This is a genomic window from Pseudomonas sp. SZ40, from assembly GCF_052958135.1.
This window is the reverse complement of sequence record NZ_JBQWIF010000060.1, coordinates 1-18803: the sequence shown is the minus strand read 5'-3', so window position 1 is coordinate 18803 and position 18803 is coordinate 1. Positions and strand designations below refer to the sequence as shown.

Annotated in this window: 15 protein-coding genes; 10 read left to right on the top strand and 5 right to left on the bottom strand. The window is 63.9% G+C overall.

The annotated features are described in order from the left end of the window. Window positions 1-314: 314 nt before the first annotated feature. From ACT9T4_RS25705 to ACT9T4_RS25690, 4 genes are all read right to left on the bottom strand, one after another. Complete coding sequence (locus tag ACT9T4_RS25705; RefSeq protein WP_042555673.1) at window positions 315-611, bottom strand: hypothetical protein; 297 nt, start codon at window positions 609-611, stop codon at window positions 315-317. A 439-nt stretch (window positions 612-1050) separates the two neighbouring features. Next, window positions 1051-1299: a hypothetical protein gene (locus ACT9T4_RS25700; RefSeq protein WP_042555674.1), complete on the bottom strand. Its 249-nt coding sequence runs from the start codon at window positions 1297-1299 to the stop codon at window positions 1051-1053. Continuing rightward, window positions 1296-1922 carry an NAD(P)H-binding protein gene (locus ACT9T4_RS25695; protein ID WP_042555675.1) on the bottom strand — a complete coding sequence of 209 codons (627 nt, stop codon included), beginning with the start codon at window positions 1920-1922 and terminating at the stop codon, window positions 1296-1298. The genes ACT9T4_RS25700 and ACT9T4_RS25695 overlap by 4 nt, the downstream gene beginning before the upstream one ends. A gap of 10 nt (window positions 1923-1932) precedes the next feature. Beyond that, a complete protein-coding gene (locus ACT9T4_RS25690; protein WP_042555676.1) occupies window positions 1933-2151 on the bottom strand; it encodes a hypothetical protein in 219 nt (72 codons plus the stop codon). Between the two features lie 273 nt (window positions 2152-2424). Here ACT9T4_RS25690 and ACT9T4_RS25685 point away from each other — a divergent pair, with 273 nt between their 5' ends. From ACT9T4_RS25685 to glgB, 7 genes are all read left to right on the top strand, one after another. Continuing rightward, on the top strand, window positions 2425-2916 hold the full coding sequence (locus tag ACT9T4_RS25685; protein WP_499119683.1) for an MgtC/SapB family protein: 492 nt from the start codon (window positions 2425-2427) through the stop codon (window positions 2914-2916). 83 nt (window positions 2917-2999) lie between these two features. Continuing rightward, window positions 3000-3242 carry a hypothetical protein gene (locus tag ACT9T4_RS25680; protein ID WP_042555677.1) on the top strand — a complete coding sequence of 81 codons (243 nt, stop codon included), beginning with the start codon at window positions 3000-3002 and terminating at the stop codon, window positions 3240-3242. Window positions 3243-3422: 180 nt separating this feature from the next. Beyond that, a complete protein-coding gene (gene ku / locus ACT9T4_RS25675; RefSeq protein ID WP_042555678.1) occupies window positions 3423-4247 on the top strand; it encodes a non-homologous end joining protein Ku in 825 nt (274 codons plus the stop codon). 11 nt (window positions 4248-4258) lie between these two features. Beyond that, complete coding sequence (gene ligD, locus ACT9T4_RS25670; protein ID WP_499119679.1) at window positions 4259-6802, top strand: DNA ligase D; 2544 nt, start codon at window positions 4259-4261, stop codon at window positions 6800-6802. Window positions 6803-7087: 285 nt separating this feature from the next. Next, the gene (locus ACT9T4_RS25665) at window positions 7088-9109 is read left to right on the top strand and encodes an alpha-1,4-glucan--maltose-1-phosphate maltosyltransferase (protein ID WP_499119676.1); all 2022 of its coding nucleotides are present in this window, start codon (window positions 7088-7090) and stop codon (window positions 9107-9109) included. A gap of 13 nt (window positions 9110-9122) precedes the next feature. Then, window positions 9123-12455, top strand: coding sequence for a maltose alpha-D-glucosyltransferase (gene treS / locus ACT9T4_RS25660; protein WP_042555680.1), 3333 nt, complete (start codon window positions 9123-9125; stop codon window positions 12453-12455). Next, window positions 12452-14656, top strand: a complete 2205-nt coding sequence (gene glgB, locus ACT9T4_RS25655) for a 1,4-alpha-glucan branching protein GlgB (protein ID WP_179538551.1) — start codon at window positions 12452-12454, stop codon at window positions 14654-14656. The genes treS and glgB overlap by 4 nt, the downstream gene beginning before the upstream one ends. Before the next feature lie 65 nt (window positions 14657-14721). On the opposite strand, the gene ACT9T4_RS25650 is transcribed toward glgB, so the two are convergent. Further along, the gene (locus ACT9T4_RS25650) at window positions 14722-15006 is read right to left on the bottom strand and encodes a hypothetical protein (RefSeq protein WP_042555682.1); all 285 of its coding nucleotides are present in this window, start codon (window positions 15004-15006) and stop codon (window positions 14722-14724) included. 384 nt (window positions 15007-15390) lie between these two features. Between ACT9T4_RS25650 and ACT9T4_RS25645 the strand changes: the two genes are divergently transcribed. The 3 genes from ACT9T4_RS25645 (at window position 15391) to ACT9T4_RS25635 (ending at window position 18013) form a co-directional block, all read left to right on the top strand. Beyond that, window positions 15391-16440: a DUF1615 domain-containing protein gene (locus tag ACT9T4_RS25645; RefSeq protein WP_499119682.1), complete on the top strand. Its 1050-nt coding sequence runs from the start codon at window positions 15391-15393 to the stop codon at window positions 16438-16440. Window positions 16441-16521: 81 nt separating this feature from the next. Continuing rightward, complete coding sequence (locus tag ACT9T4_RS25640) at window positions 16522-17361, top strand: helix-turn-helix transcriptional regulator (protein ID WP_042555683.1); 840 nt, start codon at window positions 16522-16524, stop codon at window positions 17359-17361. 46 nt (window positions 17362-17407) lie between these two features. Next, a complete protein-coding gene (locus ACT9T4_RS25635; RefSeq protein ID WP_042555684.1) occupies window positions 17408-18013 on the top strand; it encodes a LysE family translocator in 606 nt (201 codons plus the stop codon). The last annotated feature ends 790 nt before the right edge of the window (window positions 18014-18803 follow it).

Genomic DNA, 18803 nt, shown 5'->3' with positions numbered 1-18803 from the left:
GTTTGCGTAGGAGCCAGCTTGCTGGCGATTTTTGGTTTGGATGCGTTGTGGGGGTATGTCTGCCAGATCGCATCGCCCGCAAGCGGGCTCCTACGGAGTGGGTGGAAGCGCTGTTTGCGTAGGAGCCAGCTTGCTGGCGATTTTTGGTCTCGATGCGTTATTGCGGTATGCCCGCCAGATCGCATCGCCCGCAAGCGGGCTCCTACGGGATGGATGGCAGCGCCGTTTGTGTAGGAGCCAGCTTGCTGGCGATTTTTGGTCTCGATGCGTTGTTGCGGTATCGCTGCCAGATCGCATCGCCCGCAAGCGGGCTCCTACGGAGTGGGTGGTTTTGCTGGCGCTTGTTGCAGCTCGCGCATCGCTGCCTGGTGGGCGGCTCTGGCCAGGTCGCAGGCGTCTTCGGTGAGCAGGTGCGCGACTTCGCTGATGTTACGGAGGTCGCTGGCGTCCGCCAGGGTGACGTTCATGACTGCGAGGCTGTACAGCAGGCCGCGTACGGCGTTGAGGCGTTGCTCGGCGCATTCCTGCAGGTCGATGTAGGAGCGGCTGGTGTCGACCAGCAGCACGGGCGTGCTGCTCGGGTTGCTCGACAGCGGGATGAGGTCAGGCATGTTGGTGGCCTCCCTTATCGTGGTCGGCAGCGCGGCATGCAGGCGGATTGGGGGCGTGTGTATGTTCCATGGTGTGAGGCTCCTAGAGTAGTGGAACCGCCACGGCCTGCTGCAAAACAGGATTGGGTGGCGGCTGTACGCAGGTTTGCAGACCGAGACTCTAGGAACCCGGCGCGCACGAAGGCGCCCTGCGCACAGCCACCATAAAGCGAAACAACGGGCACGAAAAAACGCCTGTTATCAGCTGGTGGCGCTGGTGCGCCTAGAGATGTACGGGCTGCAAAACCCGGCCGCTGGATTGACAGCGACGGCGCGCAGGTTAGCGCGGCGATAGCTCGGGGGCAAGCTGCCGCCCTAGGGCCGTAATGCCTGGTCGATCATCGTGAAACGTCGTGATAGACGGCGCAGCTGCTCGAGCTGAGCACTGGCTCGAGCGTGCCTAGCTGGTGAGCACGTGCTGGTGCTGCTGATAGGTTCGGTAGGCGCGTTCACGCAGCCGCGCACGACGCGGGGCATGCTGGCGCCGCCAGGATTGGCTGGTCGGCGAGGTGGGCAGGGGCGGGAACTCTTCGGCCAGCTGGGCTTCGAGCTGGTAACGGTTGATTAGGCGCAGCATGCCCCAGAGCATGGCCGCCGACACCAGCAGCCAGCCCGAGATCATCAGCAGGATATAGCTTTCGGTACTCATGGAGCCTCCTCGGCCTGTGGGCGAGCATCGACGTGTAGGCGTTGATTGACGCTCGTCCCCAGCAGGCATTGGTCTATCACGCTGCAGGCATAGCGTTGCAGGGTGATGATTGCAGTGTGGTCGCCATCCCGGGCGGTGCCTTGGCTGTCGCTCGGGCGATGGCCAGGTACGTCCACCAGCGTCCAGGCCAGTGGCGATTTGTGCAGGCTGTGCTGCAGGTGCTCGACCTTTTCGCCGGGCAAGTGCGCGGCATCGTCCAGCCAGCTGTGGTCACCGATCAGCAGCAGGCGTTGCACCCTCGCGCTGGGCAGTCCCTCGAGCAGGGCGATGATTGCGTCATACGTACGCTCGAACCCATTGCTGTCACAACCTGCGCGCAACTGGCGACTGCTCAACACAGCTATCACCGCGTCCGCTCCGGCGACGCTGCGGGCCACGCTGGCTGCATCGAAGGGGTTGCCGCTCTTGGCGCTGAGTTTCGGCCGCGCGGCGATGTCGGTGGGGTCGTCGACGATCACGATGGCCTGCAGGCCCTTGCTGGCCATGGCCTCGAGCAGGGCATCGGTCATTCTGTCCGGCGCGCCGTACAGGGCGATTTTCTCGATCACGTTGGTTTCGCTCATGGACGCGTGCTCAGCTCTGGCGAACCTGGCCGGGTTCCTGATCACCGGTATCACCCAGCGGCTTGACGTCGATATCGGTGATTTCGCTGGGCAACTCGCTGCTGTGCAGCGATTCGATATGGTGGCGCGCCTGTTCGGGCGTCAGCGCGGGCGCTGCTGCCTGGACCTCGGTGGATTTCTTCTGGCTACCCAGTTTGTAGCTGACGAGAAAGTAATGATTTCTGGACATTCGAACCTCCTGTCATCGGGCATCGTGATCGGTTGAAGTCACGTCACGGTTAATGAAACAGACTGAGCAGGGTTCACGGCCGTTCAGGTTTTTCGCCCAACGGTCAGTGCCGGAAAAAACCTTGAATGCGGATTGTCGTCCGCCTCTGTGACAGCCCGTAGGTCACGAAAAAAGCTCAAACCTATCGCCGCCCGCAGAGTCGATAGCGGAGCGCCAACAGCGCTTCGGCTGTGTCAGTGCGCCCATGAGCATCCGTGCCGGCAGGGAGCGATCATTTTGAGTTTCTGGGACGAAGTACTGGCCACGCTGGCCAACGAGTTTTCCGATCTGAGCACACCCGAGCAATTCACCCAGGTCACCCTGCGCCTGCTGCTGGCTGCGCTGCTCGGCGGTCTGCTTGGCCTGGAACGGGAAGCCAATGGCAAGGCAGCGGGCATTCGCACTCACATGCTGGTGGCCATGGGCTCGGCGTTGTTCGTGCTCGTGCCTGCGCAGATGGGCGCCGAGAGCGATGCGATGAGCCGGGTGATCCAGGGGCTGGTGGCGGGTATCGGCTTTCTCTGCGCCGGCACCATCATCAAGGGCGACTCCATGGCCGAGGTGAAGGGCCTGACCACCGCCGCTGGCATCTGGTTGACCGCTGCGATCGGCATCACCGTGGGCATGGGGCGCGAGGCGACCGCGGTGCTGGGTACCTTGTTGGCACTGTTCATTTTCAACACCGTGCCGCACTTCATCGGTTGGCTGGAAAAACGTACGCGGTGAAACCGTTGGAACACCTGCGCTTTCCCACGCTCCTATCAAATAGGCCCGCATCTTGAGGCCTCGAGACAGAAGTGGAGTCTGCTATGTTCAGAAACTTCAAGGGATGCATTGCCTGGACGGATGCCATGAAGGATGGCCAGCAGTACGTGGGCCTTATCGAGTACCAACCCAAGTGCGCCGGCGCAGCCGTGCAGATGCTCTGGGTGGCCGCTCCCGGCAGTATCTGCGAGAGCGAGGCGGAAACCGCGGCAGACAACATGCTGCGCGAGATCCGTGACATCACCATCGACGGCAGCGTGATCTATCGCGACGGCGTCGCGCTGTAATCATCGCTGCATGCTTCGCAACGCCAGAACTGCGCCATCGCCGCGCAGTTTTCCTTCATCCGTATTTCCCTTCTTTTTTCCGATGTCGGTCACGTGTCGCTGCCCTCCGGCGGATGACTGAAACTTTTGTTTTCGCGCTCAAGTCACCCGTTAACGTTCATATGGCGGGGGAGTGAATTCATGGCGCGTGCAATCTGGAAAGGGGCGATCAGCTTCGGTCTGGTCCATATCCCGGTTTCGCTGGTCTCGGCGACCGAGACCCAGGGCATCGACTTCGACTGGCTCGACTCGCGCAGCATGGAGCCGGTCGGCTACAAGCGCGTCAACAAGGCCACCGGCAAGGAAGTCGACAAGGAACATATCGCCAAGGGCGTGCAGGTGGAGAAGGGCCGCTACGTGATCATCGGCGAAGACGAGATCCGCGCCGCCCACCCCGAGTCCACCCAGACCATCGATATCTTCGGTTTCCTCGACGCCGAGGCGATTCCGTTGCAGCACATCGAGCGCCCCTATTACCTGGCGCCGGACAAGCGCGGCGAGAAGGTCTACGCCCTGTTGCAGCAGACCCTCAAGGATACCGGCAAGGTTGCCCTGGCTCACGTCGTACTGCACGTCAAACAGCACCTCGCCGCGCTGATGGTCGACGACTCGGCGTTGCTGCTGGTGATGCTGCGCTGGCCCGACGAAGTGCGTGGCCTCGACACCCTGGAACTCAGCGAGGCGGTGACCGGCGCCAAGCTCAGCAAGGGGGAGCGCGACATGGCCAAGCGCCTGGTGCGCGACATGGCGGTGGACTGGGAGCCTGGGGAATACCACGACACCTTCCGCGACAAGATCATGGCGCTGGTCGAGAAGAAGGCCAAGGCCGGCAAGATCGAAGATGTGGAAAGCGGCGAGCGCAAACCGCCGAGCAAAAGCGCGGATGTCATCGACCTGACCGATCTGCTCAAGCGCAGCCTGGAAGGCAACTCGGCCAAGCCGGCACGCAAACGCACGTCGAAGTGAGGTGAGCGGCCATGGCCAAGGCGACCAGCGTCTACAACCGCAAGCGCAACTTCGAGTCCACCAGCGAGCCCCGTGAAGCGACCACGCGGCCTCGCGCCAAGGCCGGGGCGCTGCGTTTCGTGGTGCAGAAGCACGATGCGCGCAACCTGCACTACGATTTTCGCCTGGAGTTGCAGGGCACCCTGAAGAGCTGGGCGGTGCCCAAGGGCCCGAGCCTGGACCCGAGCCAGAAACGCCTGGCCGTGCACGTCGAGGACCACCCTCTGGAGTACGCCAGCTTCGAGGGCAGCATTGCCGAGGGCAATTATGGCGCGGGTGACGTGATCGTCTGGGACCAAGGCATCTGGCAGCCCGAGGGCGACCCTGGCGCGGCGTACGAGGCGGGCAAACTCAAGTTCACCCTGATCGGAGAAAAGCTCACGGGCGCCTGGACGCTGGTGCGCACCCGTCTCAAGGGCAGTGGCGACAAGCAGCAGTGGTTGCTGATCAAGGAGCAGGATGACGTGGCGAGATCGGCAGGCGACTACGACATCGTCGCCGCGCTACCGGCCAGCGTGATCAGTGGCAATCTGGTCGGCGGCATGCACAAGCCCGCGGCCAACCAATCGCGGCCCGCGGTGGGCAAGGCAAAGCGGGCGACCAAAGGCAAGCCGACGAGTGCCAAGGGCGAACCCATGCCCGAGGTGCTGTCGCCACAGCTGGCCACCCTGGTCAGCGATCCTCCAGCGGGCGAGTGGACCTACGAAATCAAGTACGACGGCTATCGCATCATGGCGCGTATCGCCGACGGCACGGTGACGCTGTTCAGCCGCAACGGCCACGACTGGACCCGGCGCATGGCGCCCCAGGCCGCCGCGTTGGCCAGGCTCGGGCTGGGTGACAGTTGGCTCGATGGCGAAGCGGTGGTGCTCGACGCCCAGGGCATGCCGGATTTTCAGGCCCTGCAGAACGCCTTCGACGAGCAACGCAGTGGCGACATCCTGTATTTCCTCTTCGATGCACCGTGGCTCGATGGTCGCGATCAGCGCAGCCTGCCAGTGCAGGAGCGGCGCTCGGCGCTGCTCGACAAACTGCCGGCCAAGCGCGGCCCGCTGCGTTTCTCGGACGCTTTCGAGGTCGACCATCAGAGCGTACTGGGCAGCGCCTGCGCGCTGGGGCTGGAAGGTGTTATCGGCAAACGCGTCGGCAGCCCCTACCGATCCGCGCGCAGCCCCGACTGGATCAAGCTCAAGTGCCGGCAGCGTCAGGAGTTCGTGGTGGTTGGCTTCACCCGGCCGCAAGGCAGCCGCTCCGGCTTCGGCGCGTTGCTGCTGGCGGTCAACGATGACGATGGGCTGCGCTATGCCGGGCGGGTCGGCAGCGGTTTCAACGATGCGCTGCTGAGCAGCCTGCACAAGCGCATGAAGGCACTCGGTCGTGATGATTCGCCTCTGCGCAAACAACCGAGCGCCGCCCAGCGCCGCGGCGTGCAGTGGGTCGAACCGCAACTGGTCGTCGAGGTGGCATTCGCCGGCTGGACCCATGAAGGCCTGGTTCGTCAGGGCGCCTTCATCGCCGAGCGCGGCGACAAAGCTGCCGAGCAGATCGTCGAGGAGCGGCCAGTGCCCGCCGAGGCGCTCGAAGAGGTGCCCGCGCCCAGCGCCCAGCGCCGCACGGGTCGACAAGAGGTTGGTGAGGTGTCGATCAGCAACCCGGATCGGGTTATCGACGGGCAGAGCGGGGCGACCAAAGTCGAGCTCGCGCAGTTCTACGCCGGGATCGCCGACTGGCTGTTGCCGGACCTGCGCAGCCGCCCGGTATCGCTGTTGCGTGCGCCAGATGGCGTGGACGGTGAGCAATTCTTCCAGAAGCACGCCGAGCGCCTGGCGATCCCGAATATCCGCCAGCTCGATCCGGCGCTGGACCCTGGCCATGACCGGTTGATGGCCATAGACAGCGTGCCGGCGCTGGTCGGTGCGGTGCAGATGGGCACCATCGAGCTGCACACCTGGAATGCCGGGTACGCCAGCATCGAGCGCCCGGACCGGCTGATCCTCGACCTCGACCCTGATCCGGCGTTGCCCTGGCGCGCGGTGGTCGAAGCCACCCGCCTGAGCCTGGCGGTGCTCGATGAGCTGGGGCTGGAGGCGTTTCTCAAGACCAGCGGCGGCCATGGCATGCACCTGGTCGTGCCGTTGGCGCGGCATGTCGACTGGGACACGCTGAAGGCCTTTGGCAAGGCCCTCTCGCAGTTCATGGCCGACGAACTGCCTGACCGGTTCAGCGCCCGCATGGGCCCGAAGAACCGGATCGGCAAGGTTTATCTGGACTACCTGCGTAATGGCCGTGGTGCCAGCACGGTGGCCGCCTACTCGGTGCGTGCGCGGCCCGGGTTGCCGGTATCGGTGCCGATCCGCCGTGATGAACTGGCGCAACTGCAAGGCTCGGCTCAGTGGCATATCGGCAATCTGCAACAGCGGCTTTCACGCTTGAAAGGCGACCCCTGGGAGGGCTACGCCAACCGCCAGCGCATTACCCGCGGCATGTGGAAGAAGCTGGGCGCGGATGTCCCCTGACAACCTGCTGCTAGCCTCATTTCAGACAGATTCCAGCTCCTCGGAAACTCTGAACTTTGCCGGAGCCGGCAGGTTCGGAGATAGACAGGTCACGGCAACCCGGAACTTTTCATGACCTCGCACGCTAGAGCCTTTTCTGATGTATCAGGCCGACGCAGCAGATCCTGAAACGCCCCCGTACACCGTGGCAAACCCGCATTAGGTACGCACTTTCGTGTACGGCCTATGGCATGAGCCATACGGCTAACAGCTTATACGCCTGCCAGGCGTGAGGAGCCCGTTTCGATGCCGTCTGCTCATCTGCAAACCCCTTATCTGCAAGAGCCCGTCCGCTTGGGCCATGGCCAGTTGTCACTCGAACAGGCGCTGGAGTTGCCACGCCTGGCCATCGAGGCGGTGGAACCGCAGATCGAGCAGGGCCGTTTCGCGGTCAAGGCGATAGCGGGTGATCAGGTGACGGTCAGTGCGCTGATCTTCGCCGATGGCCACGACAAGCTGGCCGGTGAAGTGCTGTGGCGCGACGTCGGCGCCGGGGATTGGCACCGCGAGCCGTTGGAATTCATCGGCAACGACCGCTGGCAGGCACTGATCACGCCGCAGCGGGTCGGCGAAGTGGAGTTTCTCATCGAAGCCTGGTGGGATATCTACGCCAGTTACTGCTACGAGCTGTCGAAGAAGTTCGGCGCCGGGGTCACCATCGATCTGGAGCTGCAGGAAGGCGAGTTGCTGCTGCGTCAGGCTGCGGAGCGTGTGCAAGGCGATCTGGCAACGACTCTTCAAGCCCTGGTCGATGAACTGCCCCAGCAGAGCCTCGACGAGCGCGTGGCACTGTTGCTGGCACCGGAAACCCAGGCTCTGGTGCGCCGTGCCGAAGGCCATCCGCACCGTACCCGCAGCGCCGTTTACCTGCTCGACGTGGAACGCCCGATGGCGCGCTTCGCCAGCTGGTACGAGTTGTTCCCGCGCTCCGAGACTGACGATCCCGAGCGCCATGGCACCCTCCGGGACGTGATCAAACGCTTGCCGGCGATCCAGGCCATGGGCTTCGATGTGCTGTATTTCCCCCCGATCCATCCCATCGGTACCGCGCACCGCAAGGGCCGCAACAATTCGCTGACCGCTGGCCCGGGCGATCCCGGCAGCCCATACGCCATCGGCAGCCATGAGGGCGGTCACGAAGCGATTCACCCGCAGCTCGGTACCCGCGAGGACTTCGTCGCGCTGGTCGAGGCGGCCCGTGAGCATGACCTGGAAATCGCGTTGGATTTCGCCATCCAGTGCTCGCCGGATCACCCGTGGCTGCAAGAGCATCCCGGCTGGTTCAGCTGGCGTCCGGACGGCAGCATCCGCCACGCGGAAAACCCGCCGAAGAAGTACGAAGACATCGTCAACGTCGATTTCTATGCCAGCGACGCCATACCCGACCTGTGGCTGGCCCTGCGTGACGTGGTGCGCGGCTGGGTCGAGCTGGGCGTTTACCAGTTCCGGGTCGATAACCCGCACACCAAGCCGCTGCCGTTCTGGGAGTGGCTGATCGCCGATATCCGCAAGACCCACCCGCAGGTGATGTTCCTCGCCGAGGCCTTTACCCGCCCGGCGATGATGGCGCGCCTCGGCAAGCTGGGCTTCACCCAGAGCTACACCTATTTCACCTGGCGCAACACCAAGGCCGAGCTGGAAAGCTACCTGACCGAGCTCAACGAGGCACCGTGGCGCGACTGCTACCGGCCGAATTTCTTCGTCAATACGCCGGACATCAACCCCTATTTCCTGCACCACAACGGTCGCCCCGGTTTCCTGATCCGAGCTGCGCTGGCCACCATGGGCTCCGGGCTGTGGGGCATGTATTCGGGCTTCGAGATCTGCGAGGCGCTGCCGGTGCCAGGCAAGGAGGAGTACCTGGATTCGGAGAAGTACGAGATCCGTGTGCGCGATTACCAGGCGCCGGGCAACATCGTCGCCGAGATCGCCCAGCTCAACCGCATCCGCCGCCAGAACCCGGCCCTGCAGACGCACCTGGGTTTCAAGGCCTTCACTTGCTGGAACGACAACATACTGTACTTCGGCAAGCGGACCGCCGACCGCGAGAATTTCATCCTCGTGGCCGTCAGCCTCGACCCGCACAACGCTCAGGAAGCCAACTTCGAGCTGCCGCTCTGGGAGCTGGGCCTGGACGACGATGCCACCACCCTGGGTGAGGACCTGATGACCGGGCATACCTGGCAGTGGCACGGCAAGGTGCAATGGATGCGCATCGAACCGTGGCACCAGCCGTTCGGTATCTGGCGCATCCGCGTGGCTGGCTGAGAGGGCATACCCAATGGCACGCAGAGCTCGCCGCGGGGCGTTTCTCAACGACCCGCAATGGTACAAGGACGCGATCATCTATCAGGTACACGTGAAGTCGTTCTTCGATGCCAACAATGATGGCATCGGCGATTTCCCGGGGCTGATCGAAAAGCTCGATTACATTGCCGACCTGGGCGTCAACACCCTGTGGCTGCTGCCGTTCTATCCTTCGCCGCGGCGCGATGATGGCTACGACATCGCCGAGTACCGCGATGTGCACCCGGACTACGGGACCATGGCCGACGCCCGGCGCTTCATCGCTGAAGCTCACAAGCGCGGCCTGCGGGTGATCACCGAGCTGGTCATCAACCACACTTCGGACCAGCACCCCTGGTTTCAGCGCGCCCGTGCCGCAAAACCCGGCAGCAAGGCGCGGGATTTCTACGTGTGGTCCGACACCGATCAGAAGTACGACGGCACGCGGATCATCTTTTTAGATACCGAAAAATCCAACTGGAGTTGGGATGCCGAAGCCGGTCAGTACTACTGGCATCGTTTCTACTCGCACCAGCCGGATCTGAATTTCGATAACCCGCAGGTGCTCAAGGAAGTGCTGGCGGTGATGCGCTTCTGGCTGGATATGGGCGTCGACGGCCTACGCCTGGACGCCATCCCGTACCTGATCGAGCGCGACGGCACCAACAACGAGAATCTGCCGGAAACCCACGAGGTGCTGAAGAAAATCCGTGCCGAGCTGGATGCCCATTATCCGGATCGCATGTTGCTGGCCGAAGCCAATCAGTGGCCTGAAGACACCCAGCTGTATTTCGGCGGCCATGACGGCGGCCCCGGCGACGAATGCCACATGGCGTTCCACTTCCCGCTGATGCCGCGCATGTACATGGCCATCGCCCAGGAAGATCGCTTTCCGATCACCGATATCCTGCGTCAGACGCCGGAGATTCCGGAAAACTGTCAGTGGGCGATCTTCCTGCGCAACCATGATGAGCTGACCCTGGAAATGGTCACCGATCATGAGCGCGACTACCTGTGGAATTACTACGCCGCCGACCGTCGTGCGCGCATCAACCTGGGTATTCGCCGCCGTCTGGCGCCGCTGGTGGAACGCGATCGTCGCCGGGTCGAGCTGCTCAACAGCCTGCTGCTGTCCATGCCCGGTACGCCGACGCTGTATTACGGTGACGAGATCGGCATGGGCGACAACATCTTTCTCGGCGACCGCGACGGGGTGCGCACGCCCATGCAGTGGTCGCCGGATCGTAACGGCGGTTTTTCCCGCGCCGACCCGGCCAGCCTGGTGCTGCCGCCGGTGATGGACCCGCTGTACGGCTTCCAGAGCGTCAACGTCGAGACCCAGGCCCGCGACCCGCATTCGTTGCTCAACTGGACGCGGCGCATGCTGAGCATCCGCAAGCAGCACAAGGCCTTCGGCCGCGGCACCCTGAAGATGCTCATGCCGAACAACCGCCGGGTACTGGCCTACCTGCGCGAAGCCACCGATGCCGATGGCAACCCGGAGCTGATCCTCTGCGTGGCCAACCTGTCCCGCGCTGCCCAGGCTGTGGAACTGGAATTGTCGGCCCACGACGGCAAGGTGCCGGTGGAAATGGTCGGTGGCTCGTCGTTCCCGCCCATTGGCCAGCTCAATTACCTGCTGACCCTGCCGCCCTATGGCTTTTACTGGTTTCTGCTCGCCGAGGAGGCGCAAATGCCCAGCTGGCACGTATCACCGGTCGATCGCATGCCGGAGCTGACCACTCTGGTGATCAAGAACCAACTGGGCGAGCTGTTGCAGCTGCCTGCCCGGGCGACCCTGGAGCAGGAGTCGCTGCCGGCCTACCTGCCCAAGCGTCGCTGGTTCTCCGGGCAGCGCGAGGACCTGCGTCAGGTCGAGCTGCTCTACGCGATTCCCTTTGGCGGCGCCGACGAGCTGTATGTGCTCAGTGAAGTGGAAGTCAGCCGCGCTTCGGGCGCCACCGAGCACTATCAGGTGCCGCTGGGGTTCGTCGGTGAGCATGAAGCGGGTAGTAGCGTGCCGCAGCAGTTGGCCTTGGCGCGTCTGCGTCGCGGCCGTCAGGTCGGCTTGCTGACCGACGGCTTCACCCTCAGTGGCTTCGTGCGCCACGTGATGCGCCACCTGAGTGAGCGCAGCGTGCTGGGTTGGCAGGGCAGCGAGATCCAGTTCGTGCCGACGCCACGCCTGGAGGCGCTGGGTGATCTGAGCAACGCGGATGTGCAGCTGATCTCTGCGGAGCAGTCCAACAGCTCGGCGATCATTGCCGAGCAAGCGGTGCTCAAGCTGATTCGCCGGGTGCTGCCGGGTATCCATCCGGAAGCGGAAATAGGTGGCTACCTGACCGCCGCCGGCTTCGAGCATATCGCCCCGTTGCTGGGTGAAGTTCGCCGGGTCGACGAGCAGGGCGTACCCCATACCCTGATGATTCTGCAGGGCTACCTGAACAATCAGGGCGACGCCTGGCAGTGGACGCAGAACAACCTGGAACGGGCCATCCGCGATGAACTGGCGGGCGGTCATTCCGATCAGGAGAACCAGCACTCGGCGTTGGCCGAACTGGAATCCTTTGCCGGGCTGCTGGGGCAACGCCTCGGCGAAATGCACATGGCGCTCGGCCAGGCCAGCGACAACCCGGACTTCGGCTACCGGCAAACAGGTGAAGCGGACGTTGCCGAGTGGTCGCAGAACATCGCCGCGCAGGTGCGCGAGGCGCTCAAGGTGGTTGCCGAGGGCAGGGGGCACCTGCCAGGTGAAGCGGCCAATCAGGCCGACTGGCTGGCCGCGCGCCACGACTCGATCATCGCCCTGGTGGACGACCTGGCACGGCGTTCGGCGGGCGGCATCCGCATGCGTGTACATGGCGACCTGCACCTCGGCCAGGTACTGGTGGTGCAGGGCGATGCCTATCTGATCGACTTCGAGGGCGAGCCGACCCGCACGCTGGACGAACGCCGGGCGTTCTACAGCCCGCTCAAGGATGTCGCCGGCATGTTGCGTTCCTTCGACTACGCCGCCGCCATGGCCATGCGCAGCGCCCAGAGCGCCGACGTGACGCCGGAAGCGGAACACGCACGCCAGCATATCGCCGGGCTGTATCGCAGCCAGGCCAGAACAGCGTTCAACGAAGCCTATCGCCTGGCGGCTGCAGACCTGCCCCACGCCTGGCATGACCGTGAGGGTGAAGTGGCAGCGCTGGCGCTGTTCTGCATCGAAAAGGCGGCCTACGAAATTCTGTATGAAGCGCGCTATCGTCCCGATTGGCTGGAAGTTCCGGTACAAGGGTTGATAGAGCTGACCAAATATCTTCTGGGGAGCGGTAAACGATGATCAATGGAGAAACCGATCGCCAGGTGGCGGGTGTCGACCGCGCCGCCATCGAGGCCCTGATCAGGGGTGAGCATGGCGACCCGTTTTCGATTCTCGGCCCACACGAGTTCGCTCACGGCCTGACGATTCGCACCTACTTGCCTGGAGCCCTGGGCGTCGAACTGATCCATGCCGTCAGCGGTGAAACCCTTGGCGCGCTGGAACAATCGAGCGTGCCAGGGCTGTTCAGCATTCGACTGGATCAGCGCGTTCCCTATCGCTACCGCATCAACTGGAGCGCTGGCGTTCAGGAGACCGAAGACCCCTATGCCTTCGGGCAATTGCTCGGGGAGATGGACCTGTATCTGTTCGCCGAGGGCAATCACCGCGAGCTTGGCAAGAGCCTTGGCGCTCAGCTGACTACCCACGAAGACGTGCAGGGCGTACGTTTTTCCGTATGGGCACCGAATGCCCGCCGGGTGTCGGTGGTCGGCGGCTTCAATGGCTGGGATGGCCGCCGCCACCCGATGCGCCTGCGCCAGCCGAGCGGGGTCTGGGAACTGTTCGTGCCGCGCCTCGGTGCGGGCGAGGTCTACAAGTTCGAGATCCTCGGCCGTGATGGCCTGCTGCCGCTCAAGGCCGACCCCATGGCGCTGGCCACCGAGCTGCCTCCCGCCACGGGGTCGGTGGTCTCCGCGCCGCTGGAATTCGACTGGCGCGATGGCGACTGGATGCAACAACGCCAGGCCCAGCAGGGCTATCAGGCGCCGATGTCGATCTATGAAGTGCATGCCGGTTCGTGGCGCCGCGAGGGGGGCGAAGACGGCCGCGTGCTGAGCTGGAAAGAGCTCGGCGAGCAACTGATTCCCTATGTGCAGCAGTTGGGCTTCACCCATATCGAACTGATGCCGATCATGGAGCACCCGTTCGGCGGCTCCTGGGGCTATCAGTTGCTTTCCCAGTTCGCCCCCACGTCGCGTTATGGCAGCCCGGCGGATTTCGCCGCGTTCGTCGACGCCTGTCACCAGGCCGGCATCGGGGTGATTCTCGACTGGGTCCCCGCGCATTTTCCCACCGATGCCCACGGCCTCGGCCAGTTCGATGGCACGGCACTGTACGAGTACGCGCACCCATTCGAAGGCTTCCATCAGGATTGGGATACCTACATCTACAACCTCGGGCGCACCGAAGTGCACGGTTTCATGCTGGCTTCGGCGCTGCACTGGCTGCGCGCCTATCACATCGATGGCCTGCGCGTGGATGCGGTGGCTTCGATGCTGTATCGCGACTACTCGCGCAAGGAAGGCGAGTGGATTCCCAACCGCCATGGCGGTCGCGAGAATCTGGAGAGCATCGACTTTCTGCGCCACCTCAACGACGTTGTCGCGCAGGAAGTGCCCGGCGCACTGGTGATCGCCGAAGAGTCGACCGCCTGGCCGGGCGTCAGCCGCCCGACTCAGGAAGGCGGCCTGGGCTTCGCGTACAAATGGAACATGGGCTGGATGCACGACAGCCTCAAGTACGTCGCCGAAGATCCGCTGCACCGTCAGCACCATCACCATCAACTGACATTCGGCCTGCTGTACGCGTTCTCCGAGCACTTCGTGCTGCCGATTTCCCATGACGAAGTGGTGCACGGCAAGCGCTCGCTGCTCGACAAGATGCCTGGCGACCGCTGGCAGAAATTCGCCAACCTACGCCTGTATCTGAGCTTCATGTGGAGCCATCCCGGCAAGAAGCTGCTGTTCATGGGCTGCGAGTTCGGCCAGTGGCGCGAGTGGAACCACGACCACGAGCTGGACTGGTACCTGCTGCGTTACGGCGAGCACAAGGGCGTGCAGCAATTGGTCAGTGACCTCAACGGGTTGTACCGCCATGAGCCGGCGCTGCACCGCATGGATGGCCAGGCCGAGGGTTTCGCCTGGCTGATCGGTGACGACGCCGTCAACAGCGTGTTCGCCTGGTTGCGTCAGGATGAAACCGGCGCGCCGCTGCTGGTGGTCCACAACTTCACGCCCGAGCCGCGCTATGGCTACCGCATCGGGGTGCCGAAGGCGGGGAGCTGGCACGTGCTGCTCAACAGTGACGCCGAGCGTTATGCCGGTTCGAATGCGGGCAGCCAGGGGGCCCTGTTGAGTGAAGCGCTCGCCAGCCATGGCCAGCCGCAATCGTTGCTGCTGGATCTGCCGCCGCTCGCCACGCTGGTGATCAAGCCGCACTAACGAAGAAGGGGTGGATCGGTTACCGATCCACCCCTTCTGGACTCAACGTGGCTTGAGCTGAAGCCCTACACGTAGGGCTGGCCAGCGAAGCCGCGTGGCAGGCGATGGGTACCCGGCAGCTCGGTAAGGCGTTGCTGCCACGACGAGCGCCAGTCGCTGCGAGGCTGATTGCTCTTGCCCCTGCGCGCAGCGCGGCGGCTGGCATTGCGAGTGTCGCGGCGGGCCTGCTTGTAGACTTCGGTGTTGCGGCAGTTGCGGCACTTCACCCGGTTCAGCTCTTTGCTGGAAGTGACGTTCTCGCCGTGGGTGCCGCAGGCCAGGTGACCATCGATCTTGTAATGGGTAACCATGGTGAATCTCCTTGCTCATGTCGGTCCGGGAGCGGAACTTGCTCCGTGTCCGCAGGCCCGCTGATTCGGACGCTGGGTTGCCGGTAGACCGTTGCGCTTGTGCTTAGGTTCGAATTGATTTTTCGCCTCCTTTCCTGTGATTTGGCCGAACGATACCTGCTATTTCATGCATGAAGACGTTGTCAGCGAGATTTCGGACAGGGCCATGGCCCGTGCTGTTGTCGATCACCGACGCGCTGAACCAGTCGCGCAGCGGAGCCGGCAGTCAATCGACCGAAATTGTCGCGGATAGGCTGGGGGTTGGCGTTGTCTCAGCAGGGTCGTTTCCATCCAAGGATTGTTCGGGTGAAGTCATCGTTCCTGCATACACCCTGTGCACTGTTGATGCTGCTACTGGCCGGCTGCTCCAGCCAGCCCCAGGTACCTGCGCCGAAACCGGCTGAGGTGCGCGCGCAGATCGTCCGCCTGATGCCGGTAAATACGCCTGATCGCGAGGGCTGGGCGGCGGATATCTATGCGGCGTTCGCCGCCCAGGAGATTGCGCCGAGCACCGAGAACCTCTGCGCCGTGCTGGCGGTGACGGAGCAGGAATCGACGTTCAATGCCGATCCGCAAGTGCCTGGCCTGGCGAAGATCGCTCGGGCGGAGATCGACCGTCGTGCTGCCAGCCTGCATGTTCCGGGATTCGTGGTGAATGCCGCGCTGAACATCGAATCGCCCACCGGCAAGACCTATCAGCAACGCCTGAGCAGGGTTCGTACGGAAAAGCAGTTGAGCGCTATCTTCGATGACTTCACCGGCATGGTGCCGCTCGGTCGGCAACTGTTCGGCACCCTCAATCCCGTGCGCACTGGCGGGCCGATGCAGGTCAGCATCGCTTTCGCCCAGGCCAATGCCGAGGGCTATCCGTATCCACCCGATGGCTCGATTCGTCGTGAGGTGTTCAGCCGGCGTGGCGGCATGTACTTTGGCATCGCTCATCTGTTGGGCTATCCGGCCAACTACCCGAAACCCCTTTATCGCTTCGCCGACTTCAATGCCGGCTGGTACGCCAGCCGCAATGCGGCCTTCCAGCATGCGGTCACCATCGCGTCGGGTATTCCACTAGCGCTGGATGGCGACCTGATCATTCATGGCACTAGCAAGCCTGGCTCCACCGAACTGGCCGTGCGATCTCTGGGCAAGCGCCTGGACATGAGCGACCGGGCAATCCGCCGCGCGCTGGAGGAGGGCGATACGTTGGAGTTCGAAGAAAGCCGTTTGTATGAGCGGGTATTCGCCCTGGCTGATGAGGCAGAAGGCATGTCGTTGCCGCGGGCGGTGCTGCCAGGCATCGTGCTGAAAAGCCCGAAGATCACCCGCCGGCTGACCACTGCCTGGTTCGCCGAGCGTGTCGATACGCGCCATCAACGCTGTATGGCCCGCGCTCGATAACCGGCTGCACAAAACTTCCAGAAAGCGTCTGGTTAGGTCGGTTAGCATGGACGCTCCGTATGGCGTGGCGCTGGAGCAGGCATGAGCGCGCAGAGTTGGGTCGACCTGGCCCAGGACGAAGACACCGGTATCGAGACCATCCGCGCGCATTTTCGCGGGCACGCCTACGATCCCCATTGGCACGACGCCTATCTGGTCGGGTTCACCGAGCAGGGCGTGCAGCAGTTCCATTGCCGCAAGCAACTGAACAGCAGCCTGGCCGGCCAGGTGTTTCTGCTCGAACCTGGCGAGCTTCATGACGGCCATGCCCCTGAGCCGGAAGGCTTCACCTATTCGATGCTGTACCTGGATGCCCACTGGCTGGAGCGCGAGTTGCGCAGCCTGTTCGAACAGGCGCCCGCTGACTGCCTGCCCGGCTTCAGCGCCACCCTGGCCAGCGAACCGCGCCTGCTCACGGCGGTCGGCGAGGCCTTTACCGCGCTGCATCGCCAGGAGATGCGCATGGTCAGGCAGAGCGCGCTCGATGGCCTGCTGATGCGCCTGACCGAGCAATTGCATTGGCGCCGGCGCCTCGATCCGGACCCGCGCCTGCCGCTGGTGGCGCAGCGCGCACGGGATTTTCTGCACGACCAGCACACCCGCGATATCGGTCTCGATGACCTGGCTGCCGCCTGCGGCGTCGACCGCTTTCGCTTGAGCCGCGCGTTCAAGGCGGCCTTCGGCCTGGCGCCACACGCTTATCTGGTGCAACTGCGCCTGGCCCGGGCGCGGCATATGTTGGCCCGTGGCGAACCACCGGTGCAGGTCGCGGCGGTACTTGGCTTTGCCGATCAGAGCCACCTCGGGCGCTGGTTCCGGCGTGCCTATGGCATGACCCCGGCCCATTACCAGCGGCGCTGCTCAAACCTTCCAGACGCCTGACGCTGCCCGACTCATGATCAGCGCTCGGTTTGTCTGGAGCCTGTTCATGACTCAGTTGTTGCCCTTCATGCTGTTCGCTTTCGTCGCGTCGATCACTCCGGGGCCTACCAATGTGCTGGTGCTGGGCAGCAGCGCCCGTTACGGCGTGGCGGCAACCCTGCCGCTGGTACTCGGCGCCTGCGCAGGCTCTGCGGCCATCGTGGTGGCGGTCGGGCTTGGCTTGGGCGAATTGCTGCAGCAGCATCCGCGCCTGCAATGGGCGATGGCCTGGTTCGGCGTGTTGTGGCTGAGCTACCTGGCGTGGCGCATCTTCAGCAGCCCGGCTGCCGCGCTGAGCGCTGCCGATGTGCAACCAGGCGAGCGGCGATTGGGCCTGTTCGCCGGCGCGGCACTGCAGTTGATCAACCCCAAGACCTGGATGATGGCCTTGGCGGTAGTCAGCGTGTTCGCCACCCCCGGCCCCGGGCAGGCAATGCGAGTGACCTTGCTGGCGGCGATCTTCCTGGCTATCGCCTTGCCATGCTTGGGCTGCTGGGCATTGCTCGGACGGGGCGCTGCCAAACTGTTCACCTCGGCCCGAGCCATGACCCGCTTCAATAACGCCATGGCGCTGTTGCTGCTGATTTCCGCCTGGCTCGGCGCGCCGCTCTGAACCTCCTCCATAACGCCGCGACCCCGCGGCGAATCCTGGGCACTGCGCCGTTTTGCGGTATGGCCGCCATCGCATCGCCCGCAAGCGGGCTCCTACGCGATAGTGGGGATCCCGTAGGAGCCAGCTTGATGGCGAATGGTGGCCGTGATGCGAGGTTGCGGTATGGCCGCTACCGCTTTCGCGCCGAGGGCGACGCTCCTACCCGATTGGCAGGTATGCCGCGATCCCGGGGCGAATCCTGGGCATTGCGCCGTTTTGCGATATGGCTGCCATCGCATCGCCCGCAAGCGGGCTCCTACACGATAGCGGGGCTTCCGTAGGAGCCAGCTTGCTGGCGAATGGTGGCCGTGATGCGAGGTTGCGGTATGGCCGCTACCGATTTCGCGCCGAGGGCGACGCTCCTACCCGATTGGCAGGTATGCCGCGATCCCGGGGCGAATCGTGGGTGCTGCGCCGTTTTGCGGTATGGCCGCCATCGCATCGCCCGCAAGCGGGCTCCTACACGATAGCGGGGATCCCGTAGGAGCCAGCTTGCTGGCGAATGGTGGCCGTGGTGCGAGGTTGCGGGATGGCCGCTACCGCTTTCGCGCCGAGGGCGACGCTCCTACCCGATTGGCAGGGATGCCGCGATCCCGCGGCGAATCCTGGGCACTGCGCCGGTTTGCGGTATGGCTGCCATCGCATCGCCCGCAAGCGGGCTCCTACAAGACGGTGGGGATCCCGTAGGAGCCAGCTTGCTGGCGAATGGTGGCCGTGGTGCGAGGTTGCGGGATGGCCGCTACCGCTTTCG

Coding starts and splice junctions, on each gene's coding strand:
- ACT9T4_RS25705 (WP_042555673.1), bottom strand. CDS start 611: ATGCCTGACCTCATCCCGCTGTCGAGCAACCCGAGCAGCACGCCCGTG.
- ACT9T4_RS25700 (WP_042555674.1), bottom strand. CDS start 1,299: ATGAGTACCGAAAGCTATATCCTGCTGATGATCTCGGGCTGGCTGCTG.
- ACT9T4_RS25695 (WP_042555675.1), bottom strand. CDS start 1,922: ATGAGCGAAACCAACGTGATCGAGAAAATCGCCCTGTACGGCGCGCCG.
- ACT9T4_RS25690 (WP_042555676.1), bottom strand. CDS start 2,151: ATGTCCAGAAATCATTACTTTCTCGTCAGCTACAAACTGGGTAGCCAG.
- ACT9T4_RS25680 (WP_042555677.1), top strand. CDS start 3,000: ATGTTCAGAAACTTCAAGGGATGCATTGCCTGGACGGATGCCATGAAG.
- ku (WP_042555678.1), top strand. CDS start 3,423: ATGGCGCGTGCAATCTGGAAAGGGGCGATCAGCTTCGGTCTGGTCCAT.
- ligD (WP_499119679.1), top strand. CDS start 4,259: ATGGCCAAGGCGACCAGCGTCTACAACCGCAAGCGCAACTTCGAGTCC.
- ACT9T4_RS25665 (WP_499119676.1), top strand. CDS start 7,088: ATGCCGTCTGCTCATCTGCAAACCCCTTATCTGCAAGAGCCCGTCCGC.
- treS (WP_042555680.1), top strand. CDS start 9,123: ATGGCACGCAGAGCTCGCCGCGGGGCGTTTCTCAACGACCCGCAATGG.
- glgB (WP_179538551.1), top strand. CDS start 12,452: ATGATCAATGGAGAAACCGATCGCCAGGTGGCGGGTGTCGACCGCGCC.
- ACT9T4_RS25650 (WP_042555682.1), bottom strand. CDS start 15,006: ATGGTTACCCATTACAAGATCGATGGTCACCTGGCCTGCGGCACCCAC.
- ACT9T4_RS25645 (WP_499119682.1), top strand. CDS start 15,391: ATGCTGCTACTGGCCGGCTGCTCCAGCCAGCCCCAGGTACCTGCGCCG.
- ACT9T4_RS25640 (WP_042555683.1), top strand. CDS start 16,522: ATGAGCGCGCAGAGTTGGGTCGACCTGGCCCAGGACGAAGACACCGGT.
- ACT9T4_RS25635 (WP_042555684.1), top strand. CDS start 17,408: ATGACTCAGTTGTTGCCCTTCATGCTGTTCGCTTTCGTCGCGTCGATC.